19 protein-coding genes and 1 pseudogene are annotated in these 21,105 nt (G+C 46.2%); 7 read left to right on the top strand and 13 right to left on the bottom strand.

Annotated features, from left to right (window positions below):
• Positions 1-79 precede the first annotated feature (79 nt).
• The 3 genes from HP570_RS07965 to HP570_RS07975 all read right to left on the bottom strand — a co-directional run bounded on the left by HP570_RS07965 (position 80) and on the right by HP570_RS07975 (position 4,600).
• A complete protein-coding gene (locus HP570_RS07965) occupies positions 80-1,303 on the bottom strand; it encodes an amidohydrolase family protein (RefSeq protein ID WP_173625381.1) in 1,224 nt (407 codons plus the stop codon).
• A gap of 37 nt (positions 1,304-1,340) precedes the next feature.
• Positions 1,341-2,912, bottom strand: a complete 1,572-nt coding sequence (locus HP570_RS07970; protein ID WP_173625382.1) for a glutathione ABC transporter substrate-binding protein — start codon at positions 2,910-2,912, stop codon at positions 1,341-1,343.
• 101 nt (positions 2,913-3,013) lie between these two features.
• A complete protein-coding gene (locus HP570_RS07975; protein ID WP_142495516.1) occupies positions 3,014-4,600 on the bottom strand; it encodes a glutathione ABC transporter substrate-binding protein in 1,587 nt (528 codons plus the stop codon).
• 422 nt (positions 4,601-5,022) lie between these two features.
• On the opposite strand from HP570_RS07975, the gene HP570_RS07980 reads away from it, so the two are divergent.
• Positions 5,023-5,442 (top strand): hypothetical protein, encoded by a 420-nt coding sequence (locus HP570_RS07980; RefSeq protein ID WP_173625383.1) that lies wholly within the window; start codon positions 5,023-5,025, stop codon positions 5,440-5,442.
• 67 nt (positions 5,443-5,509) lie between these two features.
• On the opposite strand, the gene HP570_RS07985 is transcribed toward HP570_RS07980, so the two are convergent.
• The 4 genes from HP570_RS07985 to HP570_RS08000 all read right to left on the bottom strand — a co-directional run bounded on the left by HP570_RS07985 (position 5,510) and on the right by HP570_RS08000 (position 10,244).
• Complete coding sequence (locus tag HP570_RS07985; RefSeq protein ID WP_173625384.1) at positions 5,510-7,114, bottom strand: glutathione ABC transporter substrate-binding protein; 1,605 nt, start codon at positions 7,112-7,114, stop codon at positions 5,510-5,512.
• A 476-nt stretch (positions 7,115-7,590) separates the two neighbouring features.
• Positions 7,591-8,223, bottom strand: coding sequence for a sterol desaturase family protein (locus tag HP570_RS07990; protein WP_173625385.1), 633 nt, complete (start codon positions 8,221-8,223; stop codon positions 7,591-7,593).
• Positions 8,224-8,249: 26 nt separating this feature from the next.
• Positions 8,250-8,966 carry a GntR family transcriptional regulator gene (locus HP570_RS07995; protein WP_173625386.1) on the bottom strand — a complete coding sequence of 239 codons (717 nt, stop codon included), beginning with the start codon at positions 8,964-8,966 and terminating at the stop codon, positions 8,250-8,252.
• Between the two features lie 204 nt (positions 8,967-9,170).
• Positions 9,171-10,244 (bottom strand): branched-chain amino acid aminotransferase, encoded by a 1,074-nt coding sequence (locus HP570_RS08000; RefSeq protein ID WP_012685307.1) that lies wholly within the window; start codon positions 10,242-10,244, stop codon positions 9,171-9,173.
• 229 nt (positions 10,245-10,473) lie between these two features.
• Between HP570_RS08000 and HP570_RS08005 the strand changes: the two genes are divergently transcribed.
• Positions 10,474-11,256, top strand: coding sequence for an SDR family oxidoreductase (locus tag HP570_RS08005; protein WP_173625387.1), 783 nt, complete (start codon positions 10,474-10,476; stop codon positions 11,254-11,256).
• Between the two features lie 56 nt (positions 11,257-11,312).
• Here the strand turns inward: HP570_RS08005 and HP570_RS08010 are convergent, their stop codons facing one another.
• Complete coding sequence (locus tag HP570_RS08010) at positions 11,313-12,782, bottom strand: amidohydrolase family protein (protein ID WP_173625388.1); 1,470 nt, start codon at positions 12,780-12,782, stop codon at positions 11,313-11,315.
• Positions 12,783-13,064: 282 nt separating this feature from the next.
• On the opposite strand from HP570_RS08010, the gene HP570_RS08015 reads away from it, so the two are divergent.
• Positions 13,065-14,306: an amidohydrolase family protein gene (locus tag HP570_RS08015; protein WP_173625389.1), complete on the top strand. Its 1,242-nt coding sequence runs from the start codon at positions 13,065-13,067 to the stop codon at positions 14,304-14,306.
• Positions 14,307-14,355: 49 nt separating this feature from the next.
• Entirely contained in the window at positions 14,356-14,619 is a 264-nt protein-coding gene (locus HP570_RS08020; protein WP_173625139.1) for a hypothetical protein, read from the top strand.
• Here HP570_RS08020 and pdxR read toward each other — a convergent pair.
• Positions 14,616-16,025, bottom strand: a complete 1,410-nt coding sequence (pdxR, locus tag HP570_RS08025) for a MocR-like pyridoxine biosynthesis transcription factor PdxR (protein ID WP_173625390.1) — start codon at positions 16,023-16,025, stop codon at positions 14,616-14,618. The two genes, HP570_RS08020 and pdxR, sit on opposite strands and share 4 nt — an antisense overlap.
• A 103-nt stretch (positions 16,026-16,128) precedes the next feature.
• Here pdxR and HP570_RS08030 point away from each other — a divergent pair, with 103 nt between their 5' ends.
• The 3 genes from HP570_RS08030 to HP570_RS08040 are packed head-to-tail and all read left to right on the top strand — an operon-like array spanning position 16,129 to position 18,163.
• Positions 16,129-16,752, top strand: a complete 624-nt coding sequence (locus tag HP570_RS08030; RefSeq protein WP_012685302.1) for an FMN-binding negative transcriptional regulator — start codon at positions 16,129-16,131, stop codon at positions 16,750-16,752.
• A gap of 33 nt (positions 16,753-16,785) precedes the next feature.
• Entirely contained in the window at positions 16,786-17,424 is a 639-nt protein-coding gene (locus HP570_RS08035; protein ID WP_012685301.1) for a LysE family translocator, read from the top strand.
• Between the two features lie 28 nt (positions 17,425-17,452).
• On the top strand, positions 17,453-18,163 hold the full coding sequence (locus tag HP570_RS08040; protein ID WP_173625391.1) for a B3/B4 domain-containing protein: 711 nt from the start codon (positions 17,453-17,455) through the stop codon (positions 18,161-18,163).
• Positions 18,164-18,204: 41 nt separating this feature from the next.
• Here HP570_RS08040 and HP570_RS08045 read toward each other — a convergent pair whose 3' ends face one another.
• From HP570_RS08045 to HP570_RS08060, 4 genes and pseudogenes are all read right to left on the bottom strand, one after another.
• Positions 18,205-18,579 (bottom strand): nuclear transport factor 2 family protein, encoded by a 375-nt coding sequence (locus HP570_RS08045; RefSeq protein ID WP_173625392.1) that lies wholly within the window; start codon positions 18,577-18,579, stop codon positions 18,205-18,207.
• A gap of 70 nt (positions 18,580-18,649) precedes the next feature.
• Positions 18,650-19,216, bottom strand: a pseudogene (locus HP570_RS30030) (LysR family transcriptional regulator); the annotation flags it as partial.
• A 612-nt stretch (positions 19,217-19,828) separates the two neighbouring features.
• Positions 19,829-20,485, bottom strand: a complete 657-nt coding sequence (locus HP570_RS08055) for a hypothetical protein (RefSeq protein ID WP_173625393.1) — start codon at positions 20,483-20,485, stop codon at positions 19,829-19,831.
• A 113-nt stretch (positions 20,486-20,598) separates the two neighbouring features.
• Positions 20,599-21,081, bottom strand: a complete 483-nt coding sequence (locus HP570_RS08060; RefSeq protein ID WP_173625394.1) for a hypothetical protein — start codon at positions 21,079-21,081, stop codon at positions 20,599-20,601.
• Positions 21,082-21,105 lie beyond the last annotated feature (24 nt).

Consider the following 21,105-nt stretch of genomic DNA (forward strand, 5'->3'; position numbering starts at 1 on the left):
CACTTCTTCCCCACTATGGCCACATTTATAACATAAAAAATCCGACCTTCTGGAGAAGATCGGATTGCGCTTACTATCTTTATGATTGTTTCTGCCAAACCACCTTGCCCGAGAAAACCACCGCTTCCTTCGGAGTTAGTCTAGCCACAGCCTCAGCGGAGCATTTGGCACGGACGAAAACCGCATTTGCCTCATCTCCGACTTTCGGCCAAACTTGATTGCCAGCTTGATCCAGTGGGGTCACGCCACCTGTAACGAATCCCAGTGCACGCGATAGAGATCGCTCATCGATCCACCGGAACCGTTCAGCCAGACGGTTTGCTTTTTGCAGCATATCTCCGGTTCCAAATGGGTCCCAATGATCAGTAATGTTGTCATTGCCCAATCCAACATGGACGCCTTTGGCATGAAGCAACGGAATTGGGATGGTTGGCATATCAATGGGAACAGCCGACATGACAGCGATTTGCTGCTCGGCGAAAAGCTCCGCGACCTCTTTGGCCACCGCAGTCGGTACCTCTCCTAGCCCGTAAGCATGGCTGACAGTGACTCGACCTTGCCAACCCGCATCCTTCGTCATTGCAGCCAATTTTTTCATAATATAAACACCCAAATGACCAGGCTCGTGCAGGTGAATGTCCACATCCGCATTCGCTTCAACCGCTATATCCATCATCGTATCAAGTGATTTCTCGATATCATCGTCAAACGTGGCAGGATCGACACCACCGACGAGTCCGGCTCCATGCTTCATCGCCTCACGAACGAGGGAAACAGAATCACTGCGCAGCAAGCCATGTTGGGGAAACGCGACAATTTCCCAGGAAAGTTTTTCACGGTAAGTCGCCAATGCCTCTAATGTGGCTTCCAGATTTTTCAGCCCAATGACCGGGTCAATGTTGCAATGCGTCCGCACGTGAGTAGCGCCGTGCGATTGCACTAGCTCCAGCAGCTTTTCTGCACGCTCACGGGCAACGGGAAGCTGGAGGGGTAGCAGTTCCTGCTCTTGCTCGATTCGAAAAAAACGATTGGGAGCAGGAAGAACAGCTTGCCACGGACCTCCATAAAATGTTTTGTCTAAATGAATGTGCATTTCCCGGAAAGAAGGAAGCATCAGTAGGCCTTGTGCATCCCAAACAGATACCCCGCCAGGTATATCTGACAGCGCAGGTACGATTTTCTCAACGCGACCGTCCGTGAGCAAGATGTGGAAACGCTCCGTCTTTGTTCCCGTCACGATGCCATTCTCCTCTATATACCCACATTCCAGACTCGCATTTTTGATCCACAAGCTTGCTTTCATGCTTCGTCTCCCATCCTTTTCTCTCTAAATGTTTGCGTTATTCGATCGTAATGCCTTTGATCATCATATACCCAGAAGGGCTGATCCAGAAGCCTTTGATGTTTTTGCTGACTGCAGCGACATGTTCAAGATTGCGGATCGGGATGATTGGTGCTTCTTGCTTTTCAATCTCCAACACCTTCCCATAGATTTGCTTGCGTTTTTCCGTATCCTGCTCGCGGCGCCCCTCTTCGATCAGCTTGTCCACTTCTTTATTCACATAGAATGTTGTGTTACCGCCTTTGCCCAAAGAACTAGAGTGGAACAGATTGTACTGGTTGTAGTCAGCATCTCCAGTGGCATTGCCCCAGCCGCTGATGAACAGCTCTGTCTCACCGTTGTCTTCTGCATCCAAATAAGCTCCATACTCAAGCACTTTTACCTCTACTTCAATGCCGATTCCTTTTAACTGGGACTGAATGACTTCCGCAGCATTAATCCGTTCCTTGCGATCGCCTGTCCACAAGGTTGTCTTGAAGCCGTCTGGGTAGCCTGCTTCCTTTAACAGGGCCTTCGCCTTATTCGGATCGAACTCGTATCCTTTTAACGCCCCATCGTATCCTAGAACCTTCGGACTCACTGCTGAATTCGCTTTCGTTCCGACATCGTTGTACACACCTTTGATGATCGCATCTGTCTCAATCGCATAGTTGATCGCCTGACGAACACGGATGTCGTCAAACGGCTTCTTCTTGGTATTGAACCCGATGAAATCTGTCCCTAAACCCTCTGTTCGGTACAAGCTCATATGAGGGGAATTACTGACGCGATCAATTTCCGTTACCGGCAATGGTTCAGCGATGTGCGCCTCTCCCGTCTCTACCATAGCTACGCGTGTCGTGTCCTCCGGTACGACTTTGAAGACGGCCTTCTTGAATTTTACCTTCTCTCCCCAGTAATTATCATTTTTCACGAGTACAATCTCTTGGCCAGGTGTCCACGATTCGAATACAAACGGTCCTGTACCTACGGGATGTTTGCTCAGGTCCTTGCCGTATTGCTCTATTGCTTTTGGACTGATGATGCTGCCTTCGTGGTTGGCGAGGATCGACAGCAATGGGGAGTACGGGTAAGCTAACTTGAATTGCACGGTGTAATCATCCACTACTTTTATTTCCGAAAGCATCTTAAACTGAGACGCGCGTGGAGAGGCGACTTTTTCATCGCGTACGCGTGCGAATGTTGCTTTCACCGCTTCGGCGTTAAACGACGTACCATCGTGGAAGCTGACTCCCTGACGCAACTTGAATTCCCAGGTGACATCGTCCAACTGCTTCCATTCCGTGGCTAGCATTGGTTTGAACGCCATGTTATCATCTCGCTGGACAAGACCTTCGTACACATTGTGATGGACCACACTCGCTGCATTGATCGCTGAAATAAAGTGCGGATCTAGATTGTTTGCGTCAGACTGCCGTGCAATCACCAGCGTCTGATCTGTTACCGGAGCTTCCTTCGCAGTCGGCGTCCCTGCCGTACCTTGCTCTGTACCCGATGAACAGCCTGTAAGCACGAGGCCAACGCTCAGAATACCTACCAGCATTGAACCTAGTATCTTCTGTTTTTTCACTAGACTCGCCCCCATTTTATTCTTTCTGTGTATAATCAATCAGCATAGCTCGTTCCCAATGGGCGAAGCTATGCTGATCGTGAAGCACTTTTTTGCTGAAATTATGGCATGGTTACATCGTCGATCTCAATGTGTCCTGCTGGGCTGATCCAAACTCCTTCTACGCCTTTTTGAATCGCTGCGAGGTTTTCTGAGAAGCGATATGGTACCATTGCCGCTTCGTCCATTTCGATTTGCTGTGCTTTTTCGTAGATTTGCTTCCGTTTTTCTTCGTCTTTCTCTTTGCGGCCCTCATCGATCAGCTTGTCCACTTCCGGATTGCTGTAGAAAGCATGGTTGCCGGCTGCCCCTTGCGACTTCGTGTGGAACAGATTGTATTGATTGTAGTCTGCATCGCCTGTGGCATTTCCCCAACCGCTGAGGAACAATTCTGTTTCGCCTTTGTTGGCTGCTTCAATATAAGCACCGAACTCTAGCACTTTCACTTCCAAATCGATATTGATTTGTTTCAGCTGTTGCTGCAGCACCTCTGCCAAGCTTACTCGTGCCTTGTTATCATTCAAGTAAATGGTTGCTTTGAAGCCGTTTCCGTATCCCGCTTCCGCCAACAGCTTTTTGGATTTTTCCAGATCGTAAGGCAAGTCTTTTACATTCGGGCTGTAACCAACCATGGACGGGGTAATGGAGGAATGAGCAACCGTCCCGACATCGTTGTAGACCCCTTGAAGGATGGTTTTCTTATCGATTGCATGTGCAATCGCTTGACGAACGCGTACATCATCGAATGGCTTCTTCGAGTTGTTAATCCCGATATGATCGCTAGCAAAAGCAGGGTAACGGCCAAGTGTCATACTCGGAGAATTTTTCACCCGATCGACTTCTGTCACTGGCAATTGCTCAGCTACATTCGCCTCTCCTGTCTCGACCATCGCGAGTCTGGTCGTATCCTCTGGAACGGTCTTGAAGACGACTTTATCCAGCTTCGGTTTGTCGCCCCAATAGCTGTCGTTTTTCACCAGGACGACTTCTTGACCAGGTGTCCATGATTCGAATTTATAAGGCCCTGTTCCCGTTGGATGCTTGGTCAAATCTTTCCCATACTGTTCAATCGCTTTTGGTGACAAAATTCCCCCCTCTGCACTGGCGAGCACAGACAGGAGTGGTGCGTATGGATAGTGCAGGATGAATCGAACCGTTGTATCATCCACGACCTTTACTTCCTTAATGGCTTCAAACAAATTGGCGCGGTTAGAGCCTACAGCCGGGTCTTGAACACGTGCAATCGTCTTTTTCACAGCTTCCGCATTGAATGGCGTGCCATCGTGGAATGTCACACCAGAACGGAGCTTGAATTCCCATGTCACATCATCGAGCTGCTTCCATTCAGAAGCGAGTGAGCCTACATATTTGCTTTCTTTGTCCATCCGAACGAGACCCTCGTATACCTTGTGATGAATGATGGCGGCGGAATTGATTTGCGTTAGAAAATGTGGGTCAAGGTTGTTCGCATCAGACAAGCGGGCGATGACGAGTGTCCCGCCTTCTTTGCCAGCTGGTGATGAAGCATTGGTTTGCCCTGAAGAATTGGAAGTCCCTCCTGCTTCAGGTGCTTGTGAGCAGCCTGCCAACGCTGTAGAAACCGCAACGGTCATGGCAAGCAGCGTCTGGAAAAAGCGCGTCTTTTTCATGTAGTTATCCCCCTCTTTTGTGAAAAACGTCTCGATGTTTTTCATCCATGTTGATGTGACCGCTTGCGGTCAAAAAAACGGTCGTGACCGCTTTTGGCGCCAGATGTACTTGAATATTTTGACCATTCGCGCATATCTCATTTTACCTACTATTCTGTCACGGCGTTTTCACTCTCTTTACTTGTATTTTCACTTTCTTTACTCTTTTTTTCACTTTTTCTACTTTTATGCGAATGATGCAAGAAAAAATAGAATTGGATTATATGGTGCAGTAGTGGTGGGGAGGAAACAGGAGAAAACGCTCAGCTTCTAGGGCCACCCCTTGGGGGATTGACTGCACGACTCCATGCAAAAAGCGAAACCGCGTCCAAAGTAGTCGATTCAGGAGGTTTTTCAGAGGTGGACGCTTAAGAGCGTGTTTCGTGTTTCGCTTTTTGCATTCCGTCTCGGTCGGTGTCCCTAAGATCTTCGCTTATTTCTCCTGTTTCCTCTACGAGCTTTCCATGCTTAAACGGGTTTTTAAACAATTAAAGATTGAAGAAGATCATCAGTTACGCCAGAGAAGAATATTTCCAGACGTAGCGACTTGTGGAGTCCTACCAAGCGGAGAAGGGATTTGCGGGCAAAAGAAACGCAACCGTGCCCGCGCGACGAAGCGGCTACCACTTTTGCGTTTCCCCGCGAATCCCTTCGGAGCGGACAGTATCAGCCCTCAGCAGGACGGAGCCTGGAGCCTAGACTGGAAATATTCTTCTCCCCACCGCAGCCACAATACTGGCTTCGCCAAGATTTTTGGTGAAGCCTTCGTACCCAAAGGGCAAAAGTCTTCCATGTCGATATGAATTTTTATAAATTCTTATCTACTAAAAAAGACCCTCTCCATTTGGTAGAGAAGGTCTCTAGCTACTGCTATTGAATTGTGACTTGGCTCACGTCAATGTACCCTGATGGACTGATGTACACACCCTGTACATTTTTTGCAATGGCTGCGAGGTTTTCACTGCTGCGGAATGGCAACAACGGCACCTCCTCCATCTCGATTTGCTGCGCCTCTGCATAGATTTCCTTGCGCTTCTCTGGATCTTTTTCCTTACGCCCCGCCTCGATCAGCGCATCGACTTTCGGATTATTGTAGAAGGAATGGTTGCCTGGCACACCTGCTGACGTGCTGTGAAAGAGGTTGTACTGGTTGTAATCGGCATCCCCGGTCGCATTGCCCCAGCCACTAATGAACATTTGCGCTTCCCCTTTTGCCGCCAATTCCAAATACGCGCCGAACTCCATCACTTGAATCTGCAAGTCGATCCCAATTCCCTTCAGCTGGGATTGCAGCACTTCTGCCACATTGATCCGTGCCTTGTTGTCATTGAGATAGATGGTTGCCTTGAATCCGTTGGCGTAGCCTGCTTCGGTGAGCAATTGCTTCGCTTTATTCAAATCGTAGTCTGGCGTTTTAATATTCGGGCTGTAGCCGATGACTTTTGGCCCTAATGACGAGATGGCTACTTTTCCGACATTGTTATAAACCCCTTTAATAATTGCTTCCTTATCAATCGCATGGGCGATGGCCTGACGAACGCGAACATCGTCAAAAGGCTTCTGCTTGACGTTCATCCCGATATGGTCAACCGCGAATGATTCGAACCGCCCCAAAGACATGCTCTGCGAGTTCTGTACCCTTTCCAGTTCGGTGACCGGTAGCTGTTCTGCGACATGAGCTTCCCCTGTCTCCACCACGGCTACACGTGTTGCGTCCTCAGGAATGGTCTTGAAAACGACTTTTTCCAGCTTCGGCTTGTTTCCCCAATACTTCTCGTTTCTCACCAAGACGATTTCTTGTCCAGGTGTCCATGATTCAAAGATGAACGGCCCTGTCCCTACTGGTTTCTTGGACAACTCTTTACCAAATTCCTTCATCGCCTTCGGACTGATGATGCCACCCTCGGCACTCGCCAGAACGGACAGGAGCCCTGCGAACGGATAATGTAAAATAATCTCTACCTTCAGTGGGTCAATGACCTTCACTTCTTTAATCATGCCAAACATGTTTGCTTTAGGAGTCGGATTGTCTTTGTCCAAAATGCGGTCGATCGTCTTTTTCACCGCTTCCGCATTAAAAGGCTCCCCGTCGTGGAAGGTAACACCGTCACGCAGTGTGAACTCCCAGGTGACATCGTCTTTTTGTTTCCATTCCTTTGCCAAAAGAGGTTTGTACTCGCTATTCCGATCCATCATGACCAGACCTTCATAGAGCTTGTGCTGCGTCACCGCCATGGAGTTAATCTGGGTACTAAAATGCGGGTCCAGATTATTGGCATCGGACAAGCGTGCAATAATCAGGGTACCACCTCCACCCGCTGCGGCGGATGAAGACGCGGGGCTAGTCGAAGCTTGATTGGAGTTGGGCGCGGAATTCGTCCCACTGGATGTCTGACTGCCACCACAGCCTGCCAAGACTGTGGAAACCAAGACGGACAGGGCGAGAATGGATCGTAGCATGTGCTTCTTCTTCACTGTGAATGCCCCCTTATTCTGGATGATAGAATGAAAAGAATATGACATGACTAAATATTACTAATTTTCTCACTATTAATCTTTTCATTATCTTTACCTTTCTTTTCATTTTCTTTACTATGTCGTTTTTGAATGTTAAAAATAACTCTATTGGAGCTACTTGCGCCATAGTGGAGGAGAAGAAAAAGCACAGGTCTCTTCGACTCTGACACGCCAGCATGGGGGATTCACTGGACGTCTCCACTTCAAAAAGGGGACCGTCGAGCCAAAGCCACCCTACGGGCGGACGTTTCTCGAGGAAGAAGTGTTCGACAAGCGTGGTCCCCTTTTTTAAGTTCCGACTGGGCTGGCTTTGTCAAGGTCTGCGAGCCCTGTGCTTTTTCTTCTCACTAGCTTGAGGTTTAGCGATAGCTTCTAAAACTTAATAAGATAAAAAACCATCCCTCAAAAAGGGATGGCCGTGCATGAAAGAACATTTATAGTTCAACATCTTTGTCCCACCGTCTTTCCAGATCCCTCACGGTCGAACTTTTCTCGACATCCTGTTCATTCTTGTAAGTTCCCAGCATTGCGTCAAAAACAGGGCTGGTAACACCGTACCAATAATGTTCGTTTTTGAAGTGATGCCATAGATGGAGCTTTTTCATCCAGCGCCCCCATGGAGAGATGGGTTGAACCGGGCGGTGGGCGATATAATGCGTCCATTCATAAAATAGCAGAAATCCGATCACGCCTGTAACAAAGGCATTGGTCACAATCACGTCAGAAGTGAGCAGATAACAAATGGCTCCGGTTCCTGCAATGAGCGGCAAGCTGTACCACACGGGCAAGAATAACAGGTGCAAGTTGTTGGGATCGGCGTGATGATCATAATGTAAGCGCTTTAACATTTGGAGAAAAAATGGGTTTCGAGGCGGTTTGAGGTGAAAGAGAAATCGATGAAACAAGTATTCGCTTGCCGCATATCCAATCATCCCCGCCACGAGTGCCACCCATGTTTTCAACACGTACCATTCAGAAAGAGTGATAGACAAGCTAATCAGAAATAGGATGCTCATGATGAGGATATCCGGAAACGTAAAGAATTCCTTTAGATACTTTGCCTTCAACAAAAACGCCCTCCTCTTGTGTTCCTTCACTTGTCTTGTTCCAACACGGTTCGGTTTCTCCACAGCTCCAAACTTTTTTCCATTGCCTTTCTGGCTACACGCTCTGCTTCGATGTAATCACCTTGTAAAGCGACGTTCAAAAGTTCATGGTAATAATGCCAAGATGCCTCGCGGTGTTCCGGGGTGGAAAAATACTTTCGTGCCATTTTTAGGTAAAAGGAATCAAAACTGTTTACAATCAGTAAATAGATAGGATTTGGGGAGAGCCTCGTCAGATTTTTCTGTAACTCCCAGTCAAACGCTGCATAAGAATCAGCATCAGGTTTCAGTTGATCGAGATTGGCAAGCAATGCGACCACCTTCGGCTGATGAGCAGCAACTGCGTTACGAATGTAAACAGGCGCCAACGATATCCGCAGTTCCAGCAAGTACGAAATAAACTCATCCGTAACATCGTCGTGGTTTTGAATGATATGGACTAGGGTCATTATATTGCCTTGATGCCAATAATCGTTGACAATTGCCGGATGTCCTTTCCGCACAGTGATCCATCCATCTCTTTCCAAGCGTTGCAGTGCTTCTCTAATGGTTGGCCGACCTACTCCGTAGTATTCTGCCAACTCCCGTTCCGGCCGTAGCGTACTTCCTGCAGGATACTCTCGGGTCAAAATTGCTCTGATTAATTTCTTCTCAATTTGATCCGACGACCGTTCCTTCCTTCCCCCTTTTTTCTCCATTGTCATGTTTCCCTCCCTGCATTGCTGGTCCTACAGCAAATCTTTGTGGTATTACCACAAAAGGTAATATTTTACACAATTCCTGTCAAGAGGTGAAATACTTGGACTTACCAGTACCCACGCGAAATTGAGTGCTCCTTCTCCAGCTCAAAAAAGGCATAGCCCTCTCCCGAAAAAGAGAAGGCTATGCCTCTTATATTGCTGGCGTGACTATTCTGTCACCTTTACCGACCAGCCAAACTTGTCTTCACGCTCACCGTACTGGATCCCTGTCATCTCGTCGTACAGTCTCGTGGTCAGTTCCCCTGTTTTTTCACCGTTGATGATCATCTGATGTCCGTTCCAGTTCAGATCACCGACTGGGGAAATAACAGCTGCTGTTCCCGTGCCGAATGCTTCTTCCAGCTCACCATTGACGTAAGCGGTATGCAGGTCTTCCATGGAAATCCGCTTCTCTACGACTGGAATTCCCCAGTCCTTGAGCAATTGGATGGTCGAATCTCTCGTGATACCCTCCAGGATGCTGCCGTTCAATGCTGGGGTCCACACTTCCCCTTTTACCTTGAAGAACACGTTCATGCTGCCTACTTCTTCAATATATTTGTTCTCTACGCCATCCAGCCACAGCACTTGCTCATAGCCTTTTTCTTTTGCTTCCACTTGTGCTTTCAGACCGCCTGCGTAGTTGCCTGCCACTTTTGCATTTCCTGTTCCGCCTCTTACCGCACGAACATAGTTGTTTTCTACGTAAATTTTCACGGGCTTCATGCCACCCGCATAGTACGCTCCAACTGGAGAGAGCACGATCACCAATTTGTACGTATGCGAAGCGCGCACACCAAAGCATGGCTCTGTCGCAATTACAAAGGGACGAATGTAGAGAGACTGTCCGCTTTCTGTTGGAATCCATTCTTTATCTACTGCCACCAGCTGTTTCAATGCCTCGACCATGAATTCCTCGTCGATCAGCGGCATGCTCATACGCTCCAATGAACGGTTCATACGCTTGAAATTTTGATCAGGACGGAACAAGCGAACCTTGCCCTCTTGATTGCGATAAGCTTTCAAGCCCTCAAAGACAGCTTGTCCGTAATGGAACACCATTGCTGCCGGGTCCAATGTCAGCGGAGAGTAAGGGACAATTTGTGGATCATGCCATCCTTTACCTTCAGTATAATCCATGGTGAACATATGATCGGTAAAATGCACACCGAACCCCAGCTTGTCAGAAGCTGGTTTCTCTTTTTTCTGTTCTGTCCGGGTAATTGTTAACTGACACTCCATCTTCTACATCTCCCTTAGTATGAAATCCGCGATTTGAAACTTGCTATATATACAAAATAGCAACAATTTTGCATGATTTCCAGCGTAAGTTTGTCCTTCCTCTATAATTTCTGGTTATTTAGCGAAAACTTCGCAAAAATTTCGTGTTCGATTTTTTTCTTCGCAGGCAGGATGAAAGGAATAGGTATCCCGAAAGGAATGGATAGTGACAGAATGAGGAGGGATATGTATGACCACGCACCTTCGCTTGCACGGAAAAATTGCCATAGTAACAGGAGCCAGCCGCCTTCAAGGGATTGGGGCTGCTATTTGTAAAATGCTTGCCTCACACGGAGCCGATATTTTCCATACATATTGGACCGCCTATGACCAATCCATGCCCTATGGAATGCAAAAGGATGAACCCTCCATCTTGCAGGAAGAGATCAGACGCTACGGAGTCAGATGCGCCGGGATCGAGGTCGACCTTTCCCAGCCCGATGCCTACAAGGAGGTGCTCGACGCAGCTACAGCACAATTGGGCGCTCCGAGCATTCTCGTCAACAACGCTTGCCATTCAACAAATGACGGCTTCGAGGCGCTGGATATCGCCAGTTTGGATACACATTATGCCATCAATGTGCGGGCAATCACAATGCTCAGTGTGGAATTTGCACGTCGCTTCTCCCAACAACGCGGAGGCCGAATCATCAACATGACATCTGGTCAGTCCAAAGGCCCGATGGTCGGTGAGATCGCGTATGCGGCAACAAAAGGAGCCGTGGATGCGCTGACGACGACACTTGCTGCCGAAGTAGCTACGAGAGGGATTACGGTCAACGCTGTAAATCCAGGGCCCACCGATACTGGCTGGATGAACGACGAAATCAAGCATTACCTTTTGCAGCAATTTCCATTCGGACGGATCGGTCAGCCCGAGGATGCAGCACGTCTTGTCGCTTTTCTGGCAAGTGACGAAGCGGAGTGGATTACGGGACAAATCATGCATTCCGAAGGCGGATTCATCCGGTAAGTGAAAAAGCACAATCCGCCGTTTCTAGCAGATTGTGCTTCTTCTATTTATTCAAGCTATGGTTTGCTTACGATTGGGAAAGATGGCTTGAACAGCTCTTTTTCGCCCAGCTGTTGATAGTCGCGCTCGACGTAGCCTAGACGCATTTTGTCAAAGTAACGCTGTCCTTTCACTCTGATCTCTTCCAGATCAACTCCTGGCAGGAGGCGGTCTTTCATCACGGTGCGCCCAGCAATGATGGAGAGCTTCACATCACGGCCTGAGCCACACGTGATGATCGTACGGATTGGATCATCAACCGCACCCATGTGGAAACCGTCCAGATCGATGGCAATGATATCTGCTTTTGCCCCTGGCGTCAATCGTCCCAAATCATCTCTGCCAAGGAAACGTGCGCCGCCCAATGTCGCTGCGCGGTAAATATCCGCGTAGCTGGAATCCGCGACATCGCCTTCCACCACCCGAGACAGCATGCTGGCTGTGCGAATGTTTTGGATGAAGTCAGGCGGGAACGTATCGGTTCCAATCGCGATGTTGACGCCGCGACGCTTGTAACGGGCAAACGATTCGAGTGCCTCACCGTGGCGGCCTACTACGAGCGGGCAGTGAATCACGGTCGTACCTGTCTCTTGCAGGATCGCCAAATCGTCTCCCTCGCCGAATTTCGCTTTACTAAAGCCTGGAATGAAATGTGCGTGCGGAATTGCTGTTTTCTTTCCGAGGAAGCCGATCTCATTCAGGAACTGAATCGGTGATTTGTTGTGACGACGATGGATTTCCGTATATTCATAGAGACCTTGTGCAGCGTGCAGACGGATCGGACACCCGAGCTCCTCGCTGTAGCGCTTTGTGTTGATCAGGTTCTCTACAGACTGTGACTCGATCCGCTCTGGTGCCAGCATTCCACGGATGAGTCCGTTGTGAGCCCCATCGAAATCTTTGACAAATTGGACAGCCCGCTCCAGCCCTGCTTGTCCTTCTGCTTCGTTCCACAGTACTTCGATCTCTCCATTTGCCTTCACAACACGCATGCCGGACTGATAGCTCGGCCCCATGTACATACGCAATCCCAAGCGCCCTGCATGAACAGCTGCGGCTGCCAGCTCCTCATAAGTTTCCGCCCAGCGCTTGTAGAAAACGGATGTAATCGGCATCGCTGTCGTTACTCCATTTAGAATCAGTTGACTATAGGCGTAAAGGGATTTGAATGCCTCTTCCTCAGGGGTCATTACCTCATGGTAGCCTTTACGATAGTAGTCTTCCGACCAGAGCATATTTTTGTTTCGAGCAGAGGCTTGCTCCAAATGTACGATGTCGTGATCAATATCACCCAACGCATTCAGGTCAATGAAGCCCGGACTGACTACTGCATTGCCCGCATCGATTACTTCATCTACCTCGCCATCAAAATGGTGCCCCACATACAAAATGGTGTCATTCTCGTAAACGACTTCCCCATCTTTGATAATCACATGATCTTCGCCGTCAAAACCGATGACATATTTTGCGGTTATTTTCTTTTTCATGATGATCCTCCCCACTCTTTTTCGTTCCGACCTCTCCACTTGGTTGTATCCTTCGTTATTATAGGAAATATTCTGTAAAATTTGTTTCAAAACCTTTACGTGTATTTGCACAATCTTTACTCCTTTTCGAAAACAGGCAAGATTCCATACAATACGTAAAGATCATGCAAAAACTAGTAAAAAAGATGAAAACCCTTGTTCAAAATATTCACTACAATTAAGAGAGACAGCTAGACTGAACTCTCATCCACTACTGCAAGATAGAGAAAGGGCTGATTTCTAGTGATACAAGCTTTTTGGTTAACCAACGTCCGTCTCGATAAAGGATTTGAAACAGGAGACGACGGCGTCTTTCACACAATCTCGGAGATCTGTCATTTAAAAATCGAAGACGGCAAAATCGCAGAGATCGTATCCGCGACCGAGCCACTCGACACCCCTTTACCGCAAGAAGATGCAAAAGGTTTATTGGCCCTCCCCTCTTTTGTTGAAAAGCATAATCATCTGGATAAAACGTATGCAGGCGCAACCTGGAAATCCTGCCTCCCTCCGAAAAAACTGATTGATCGCTTGGAGTTCGAAGCAAAAGAAATGCCGCTGATGACGGGGACGACCAAAGAGCGCGCACAAGCGATGCTCCAGCTCCATATTAAAGGCGGTGCCACTCATGTCCGCACTCACGTCAACATCGATCCATACATCGGGCTGAAAAACCTGGAGGGTGTGCGTGCAGCACTAGAAGAGTACAGTGATCGTCTGACGTATGAAATCGTTGCTTTCCCGCAGCAGGGGCTGTTGCGCACACAAGCAAGCTCCTTGATGAGACAAGCGATGAAGGAAGGCGCTACACTGGTTGGGGGCTTGGACCCGGCTGGGATTGATAATGAATTGGAAGGCTCCTTGCGTGAAATGATGGACATTGCGGTGGAAGCAGATGCAGATGTCGATATTCACCTGCATGATCCGGGGACACTCGGCTTTTATACGATCAAAAGACTGCTTGATCTAACCGAGGAAGCTGGCTGGCAGAACCGGATGGCAATCAGTCATGCCTTTGCGCTCGGAGATGTGTCGATGGAGGAGTCCTCGGACATGGCAGATCGATTATCCCAGCTGGGAACAATGATCATGACAACCGTTCCGATTAATCGTGCAATGCCACCTGTTCCGATGCTTCATACCAAAGGCGTACAAGTCGCGCTTGGTTATGATGGGTTCTACGATTCGTGGTCGCCATATGGTACAGGCGATATGCTGGATAAGCTAAACCGTCTGGTTGAACGCTACCGTTGGGTCGATGAGAAATCATTGGTGCAATCGTTGTACTTCATCACCGGAGGAAAAACAACGCTCGATAAAGATGGCAACCGTGCATGGCCAAAGGTTGGCGACGAGGCGAGCATCGTGTTTGCAGAAAGCTCCTGCTCTGCGGAAGCGATTGCGAGAAAATCTCGTCGGGCTGCTGTTATGTTTAAAGGGAAAATTGTGCATGGTGCTTTGGAGAGAATGGGAGAAACAAAGTAGCCAGTTAGATACGAGGGCTTCGCTGATTTTTCAGGGGAGCCTTTTTTCTTTGGGTTTAAATCGAGCCTTTGGTGGTGGGGAGAAAAAAGAAGAAAACGCTCAAGTTCTTGGGCTACCTCCTATGGGGGCATCCCTGCCCAGCTCCATGGAAAAAAAGAAACCCGCGTCCAAAGTCGCTCCTCTGCGAAGTATTTCAGAGGTGGACGCTAAAGGCAGGTTTCTTTTTTTCCATTGCGCTTCGGCTGGTATCCCAAAGACTTTCGCTTATTTCTTCTTTTTTCTCTTGCCAGCTTGGGTGTTTGTTCGCGACTAAAAGCTTGAGCTATTGAACCCGTCATTTTGTAACCAAGCCTTAGTTAAGAGCTTTACACCAAGCTGAATTTCATCAGTTGATAAATTACTGAAACCAAGTCTGACGATTGGGTGATCGGTTTTGTTTTTAATGAAGAAGAGTGAAGTCGGATAGACTTTAACTCCCTGAAGGGACGCTTGTTGAATGAGCCATTCTTCTGAACGCTCCAGGTGTACTTTGACTAATACGTACAGACCAGACTGCTCCCCAATGATTGAAATATGGTGTGTGAAGTGCTTCCTTAACTCACTAACGAAATGCTGCATTTTTCGTTTATAGACAAGACGCATGCGTTTAATATGGCGATTCCATTCCCCTTCTTCCATAAATTTCGCCATGGCGAATTGGCTAAGGAGTGAAGTGGTGCTCTCGAAATGTGCGAATTGATTTTTATAACAGTTGATCAGTGGCTGTGGCAATACCATATAACTTAAACGAATCCCTGGCAGAAAGCACTTCGAGAAGTTTCCGAGATAAATAACCCTCGTTGAATCGATGGAAGCGAGAGCCGGAAATGGTTGTTGGGTATAGCGGTATTCACTATCATAATCGTCTTCGATAATATATCCTTGCCTATTTTTTGCCCAATGGATGAGTGCATGTCTTTGCTGAATGGGCATACTTACCCCATATGGACTGTGATGGGACGGCGCCACATAAATTAATCGTGATTTCATTTGTTCCAGGTGTGAAAAATCAGCACCTGTCTCATAAACGGGTAACGTTTCTAGTGTAAAACGATTTAATTGAAAAGCTTTCCTAGCGCCATCATAACCAGGGTCCTCCACAATCACGCTAGAAAAATCATGTTTCAGGACAAGACCGAGATACACCAGCATTTGTTGGGTACTACTGCCGATAATGATGGCATCTGGTTCTGTTCTCACCCCACGAGACTGGAGTAAATAGGCTGCAATCTGCTCACGCAGGCCCCATTCACCAAAAGGTTCCCCGTACCGAAAGCTGTCCTTTTCCATCAATACCTGATTCGAAATCCTCCGCCACGTTTTTAAAGGGAAATGCGATTGATCGACAACGTCTGCGCGAAAATCAATGCGAACAGAGGGTACCGGCTCTGCTTGCTTGTGAGTAGAAGAGCTGCGGGCCTCATGAAATAAAACGGGCTCTAACTCCTTCACAAAATAACCTTTGCGGCCTTCTCCACGAATATACCCTTCTGCAACAAGCTGTTCATACGCCATTAATGTTGTATTACGGCTTACATGTAAGGAATCTGCGAGTTGACGAATGGAGGGCAATGGCTCATCCGCCTTTATGTCGCCTTGTTCAATAAACGATTTAAATTTCTCATAGATTTGTTTGTATTTAGGAGAGCTATCCTTGAATGTAAAAATGGTATTTTTCATTTTGAAACCCTTCTGACATGTATATTTGTTTGTTATTGTATCTTTTTTTATGTCAGTTTGTATCATAAGCTTGGTTCAAATACAAGTTGAAAGGATGGTTCCTATGTACATTCCTAAGCTATATCGTATGGAACATGATGAGGCCGTTCAGATGATGAAGGCTAACCCGTTTGCCCTATTGATTACGGTTGATGAACATCGCCCGTTGGCTACACATATCCCGTTGGAAATTCGTGAAGAGGACGGGAAAATCTATGCGACTGGGCACATCGCATACGGAAACATGCAGAAAAAAACGTTGGATAACGATAGAGATGTTTTGCTGATTTTTCAAGGACCGCACGCTTATATTTCGTCAAGCTGGTATGAGAGTGAACAGGTTCCCACATGGGACTATCTCGCTGTACATGCGTATGGGACAGCACGTATTCTCACGAAGGATGAACTCAAGTCGGCTTTGGATACGATGCTGACACACTATGAATCTCACCGAGAAAATGGTCGGCTCTGGGAGACATTTGACCCTGAATTGCTTGAGAGAGAAATGAAAGGAATCGTTGGTTTTGAAATTGAAATCACCTCGATCCAAGGGGCAGCCAAAATGAGCCAAAATCGCAACAACACCGATTATCAATCAATTGTGACAGAGCTTGAAAAATCAAAGGATCAAGAGGAAATTCAGGTTGCTCAGTGGATGCGTGAGCAACGAAAAGAGTTATTCAAGTGATCAGCCTATAGATACAACAAGGAGTTGCTTCTTATGGAGTTTTCAACTATTTGGCTATTTGTCGTTGCCGCTTCTACATTGTTAATCATACCTGGACCAGCTGTGCTCTATATTATGGCAAGAAGTATTGATCAAGGGAAGAAAGCAGGTCTAGTATCAGTTCTAGGAGTGTCTCTTGGTGGTTCTGTTCACGTTTTAGCTGGAGCAATCGGAGTTTCTGCGATCCTTATGACATCAGCAACAGCCTTCCATATCGTAAAATACTTGGGCGCTGCTTATCTTATCTATTTAGGGTGCAAGACATTATTTTCAAAATCTGATAGCACTACTTCCGAAATTCCAAAAGCCCCTCGCAAAAAATTACGAAAGATTTTTTACGAATCAGCGCTTGTGGAGGTAATGAACCCCAAGACAGCACTCTTCTTTTTAGCCTTCTTTCCGCAATTTATCGCACCTACTGCTGGGTCAGTCACCGTTCAATTTTTGTTGTTAGGAACGATATTTATTATCCTTGCTTTTATTAGCGATGGTCTGTATGCCGTTCTCGCAGCAAGTATGAGAAAGCGGATTGTGGGTAGTACAACGAGTTCGAAGGTAATGAATCGGGTCACTGGTTATTTCTATATTGCTCTGGGGATTTTCTCCGCCTTTGCGAGCCCCTCCAAAACATAATCAATGAAATGAAACGGAGAGATAGGTTATGTCTAGATTTATCGTAGAAGATGATTTCTGGTCGTTATTTCAGCATGCAAAAATAGGCATCGTGATATGTCAGGGGATTGATAATTCAAGTAGGGACGTTGAAAAATACGAGAAGCTGCTGCGGGAGGCAGAAAAAGAAGCACACAAATTTTTACGCCTGGAGGAATTCAGCAGTAATCCTGTCATTTCCGTTTGGCGAGAAGCTTTTCAGAAATTCAAGACCAAGAAAGGGGCAAGGTGTTCCATTGAAGCTTTATTAAAAAGAGTGAAAAATGGCAATCCGATCGGAAGCATAAACCCGCTTGTTGACATCTATAATTCCATTTCCTTGCGTTATGGATTTCCCTGTGGTGGAGAAGATATCGACACTTTTGTTGGCGATATTCGGCTAACGCAAGCAAATGGCAAGGAACCGTTTCTCCCATTGGGACAGGATGAAAATGCTTCGCCCTATGAAGGGGAAATTGTTTATAAAGATGATGAGGGTGCCATATGCAGATGCTGGAATTGGCGGGAAGCTCAGAGAACGATGCTAACAGAAAACACGAAAAATGCATTCCTCTGTATGGAATTAGTAGATGAAACAAGAATCGATGAATTCCATATGGCGCTAAAAGAATTGTCTGATCTCGTGCCACTTCATCTTGGCGGTATGGTGAAAATGGAAGTGCTAGATATCCATCAGAAGGAAATGACCCTCTATAGTTAAACAACCGGCAGCCAAATGTACTGGCTGCCGTACTTCGTATTTTAGAACATTCCATTCTCATTGGGGGAATCAGTCGGTATAGGTTGGCCTACATCCCATAATTCGGCGATCTGGTCGTTATGGAAACGGAAGATATGAACCACAGCTCCCCCAAGATCCTCTTGGTTTTGCTTCACATGAGAATGAACGGCAACGATATTCCCCTCTTCGATGGCACGTTTCACTTCGAGAATCTTATGCGGATTCCTTGCGGCGTTCTCTTCCATTGCGAGCATGAGAGAATGAGCATCGCCACGGAAAAAGGGATTATGGTGGCGGAAATTCGGATCCGTATATCTTTGGTATGCTTCTCGCACATTCCCCGACGCTACCAGTTGCAAAAACGACACCGCATTCTCTTTGAGAATAGTCCCCATAACCAATCATCCTTTCCGTCTATCTATGCCCACTTTTTGCATGTTGGAACGTTATCGCTATAAACTCCGTCATCAACGGTAAACAAGTGATACCGAGCCCACTCCTTACACATCGTTTGATTGCCTCAATGCTCCACAGTTCCATCATTTGCGAAAAGGCAAGCCCTTGTCTTCCAGGTATTTTCGAACATAGCGGTAGCATGACAAACGCGACATCCGCACTTCCATTCAGTAACGCTTTTTGATTATCTCCACAGGAGGCATTGCTTAGCTGAATACTCACCTGGGGATACTTCTTTCGATATTCACGCAAGATAGGTTCCAAACGATAGACCGTTATAGACTCAGGAGCCGCTATTTTCAACTCTCCTCATACATCCTCCGTGTCACTTGCTATGCTTTCAATCTTGCCATACGTATTTAGTATTTCTTCGGTATACCAAATTAACCTTTTCCCCACATCCGTCAGCTTTACTTTTCGCCCCATACGATCAAACAACGGCGCCCCTATATGTTCTTCAAGCCCCTGAATATGAGAAGTCACTGTAGATTGCGTGTAACCTAGTTGCTCTGCTGCTTGGGTGAAGCTTCCCGATTCCACGACTTTTTTGAATGTGACAAAATGACGTATTTCCATTCCCCCACCCGCCTTCCCCCAAACATGGAACTTATTTAACTGCTTACGATTGAAAGAAGAGATTTCCTCTATGAATGTTGCAGCCTTCCTTTCCTATTAATCTTTTAGTTTGGAAATAGATCAATGGCAAATACGTAGCGGTGTAACATGGAACGACAAACCTGAGCATGTCCGGCAAGCGATTTATGAATATTTAATCCAGAAAATGTGTTGTAAAGTACGCCACCACAAGTATGGATTTCAAGTAGTAGACGCTACAGCGGATAGTCGAAGTACAACGTGAATCTTTTTATCTGCCTTGAAACTTTACTATGGCGTGATGGTTAACAAAAAACACTATCCCTTCGAAAATAATCCACTTGTAGACGCATTTTCACTGCATGCTATTGAATCTCTATCAAACAGTGGGTTACCTAATGCAATCCGGAGCAATCGTGAGACCTTGCTTCCGAGGATAAAACCACGAATTGTCCATGTCCGGAAGACATTTCCAGACAGTCGAAAAGGAATAATCCACCACAAATGACGGAAAACGCCCGAATTTGGACATTCAGACGCATGTTAACATACCTATTATCGGGACCCAAAACCAACTTGTCCTAATTCCACATCTCAGGTTTCTAAATGGATATATATGATTTCAGAATTTAAATCATCTACCCATAAATAGAGATTTTTGCAGCGATGTGCAAAGTATCTGATAGCTATACTATCTTTCAATTCATTTGTCAGGTACCAATTTGTTGGCGTAATCAACAAATCATCATAGCTTTTGCAGAGAAATTCCATAGTTTCGTCAAAATCTGGGACATCAGCTACTATCACTTCTGAAGGGATGACTCTAAATATTGTTTTTTTCTCCCTGTGTGAATATTGCATTTTTAATTGTGTGTTAAACAGGTTGGCGACAATGGGATTTAATTTTCTCTCAAAATCTAAATTTTGCAATTCCTCTACGGCTTTTTTTTGAATCTCCTTCAAAATTAACTGCTGGGGTTTATCATCTACAAAAGCAGCTTTAATGTCTACAAAATGTCCACCAATTTCTGTTAGTGCCTTCTGAAATAGACTTTCATCAGAAAGAGTAGGTATATGTAGTACGTTGTCGGGTCCGTTCACCGCAGAAAGTGATAAGAAAAATTGTGAAAGTGTTGTTATTGGAATAGGGGATTCAAAAGGTGCAATCTTTCTTATCTTTCTATTTTGGATCTTAGTTTCTTCTTTACTTGTGAATATATTTGTGCTTTCATTTTTTTTAATCCAATTCAATTGAATACCTCTCCTTTTCTTCTTGTATGCTCCAAGTAAATTACATAGATTATATTACATAGATTATAAATCTAAAAATGTAGCCGGAGCTTGATCCGGCTACATTTTAAACATTATTCTATTGTAAAATTCGATGGGTTATCCGCTCCTGCTACATAAACACCATTATTAACGGTGGTAAAGGTTCCGCCTAATTTAGCTCGGTAATAACCAGGCTCATCTGCAATAAAAACGCTTTGATTTTCAATAAATCGGGACGCAGGATTCACTTTGTATTCAAATCTATCCGTGTCTACAGTCGTCCATCTTCCCGTGCTTGAATTCCATTGTTCATAAATAACCCAAACAGCTGAATAATTAATATAATCATTCGATACTTTAATATTCCAGTTGCAATATGCCGTATCTCCATCAATATCGTCGCATAGAATAACGCCCAAAGCGGTCGCTGTAGGCGATACTTCACTTGATAGAGCTGCATTTTCAGGCGTATATATAGTGCTTCCTTCTGACTGACTTGGAGTTTGGGCTAATGCAAAACTACTAGATAACATGACCAAAAGAGTTACCAACATTAGCGAGATAAACTTTTTCATTTTCGTACTCCTCCCTCTAAATTC

Origin of the sequence: Brevibacillus sp. RS1.1 (assembly GCF_013284365.1) — a bacterium.
Lineage (GTDB): Bacteria > Bacillota > Bacilli > Brevibacillales > Brevibacillaceae > Brevibacillus > Brevibacillus brevis_D.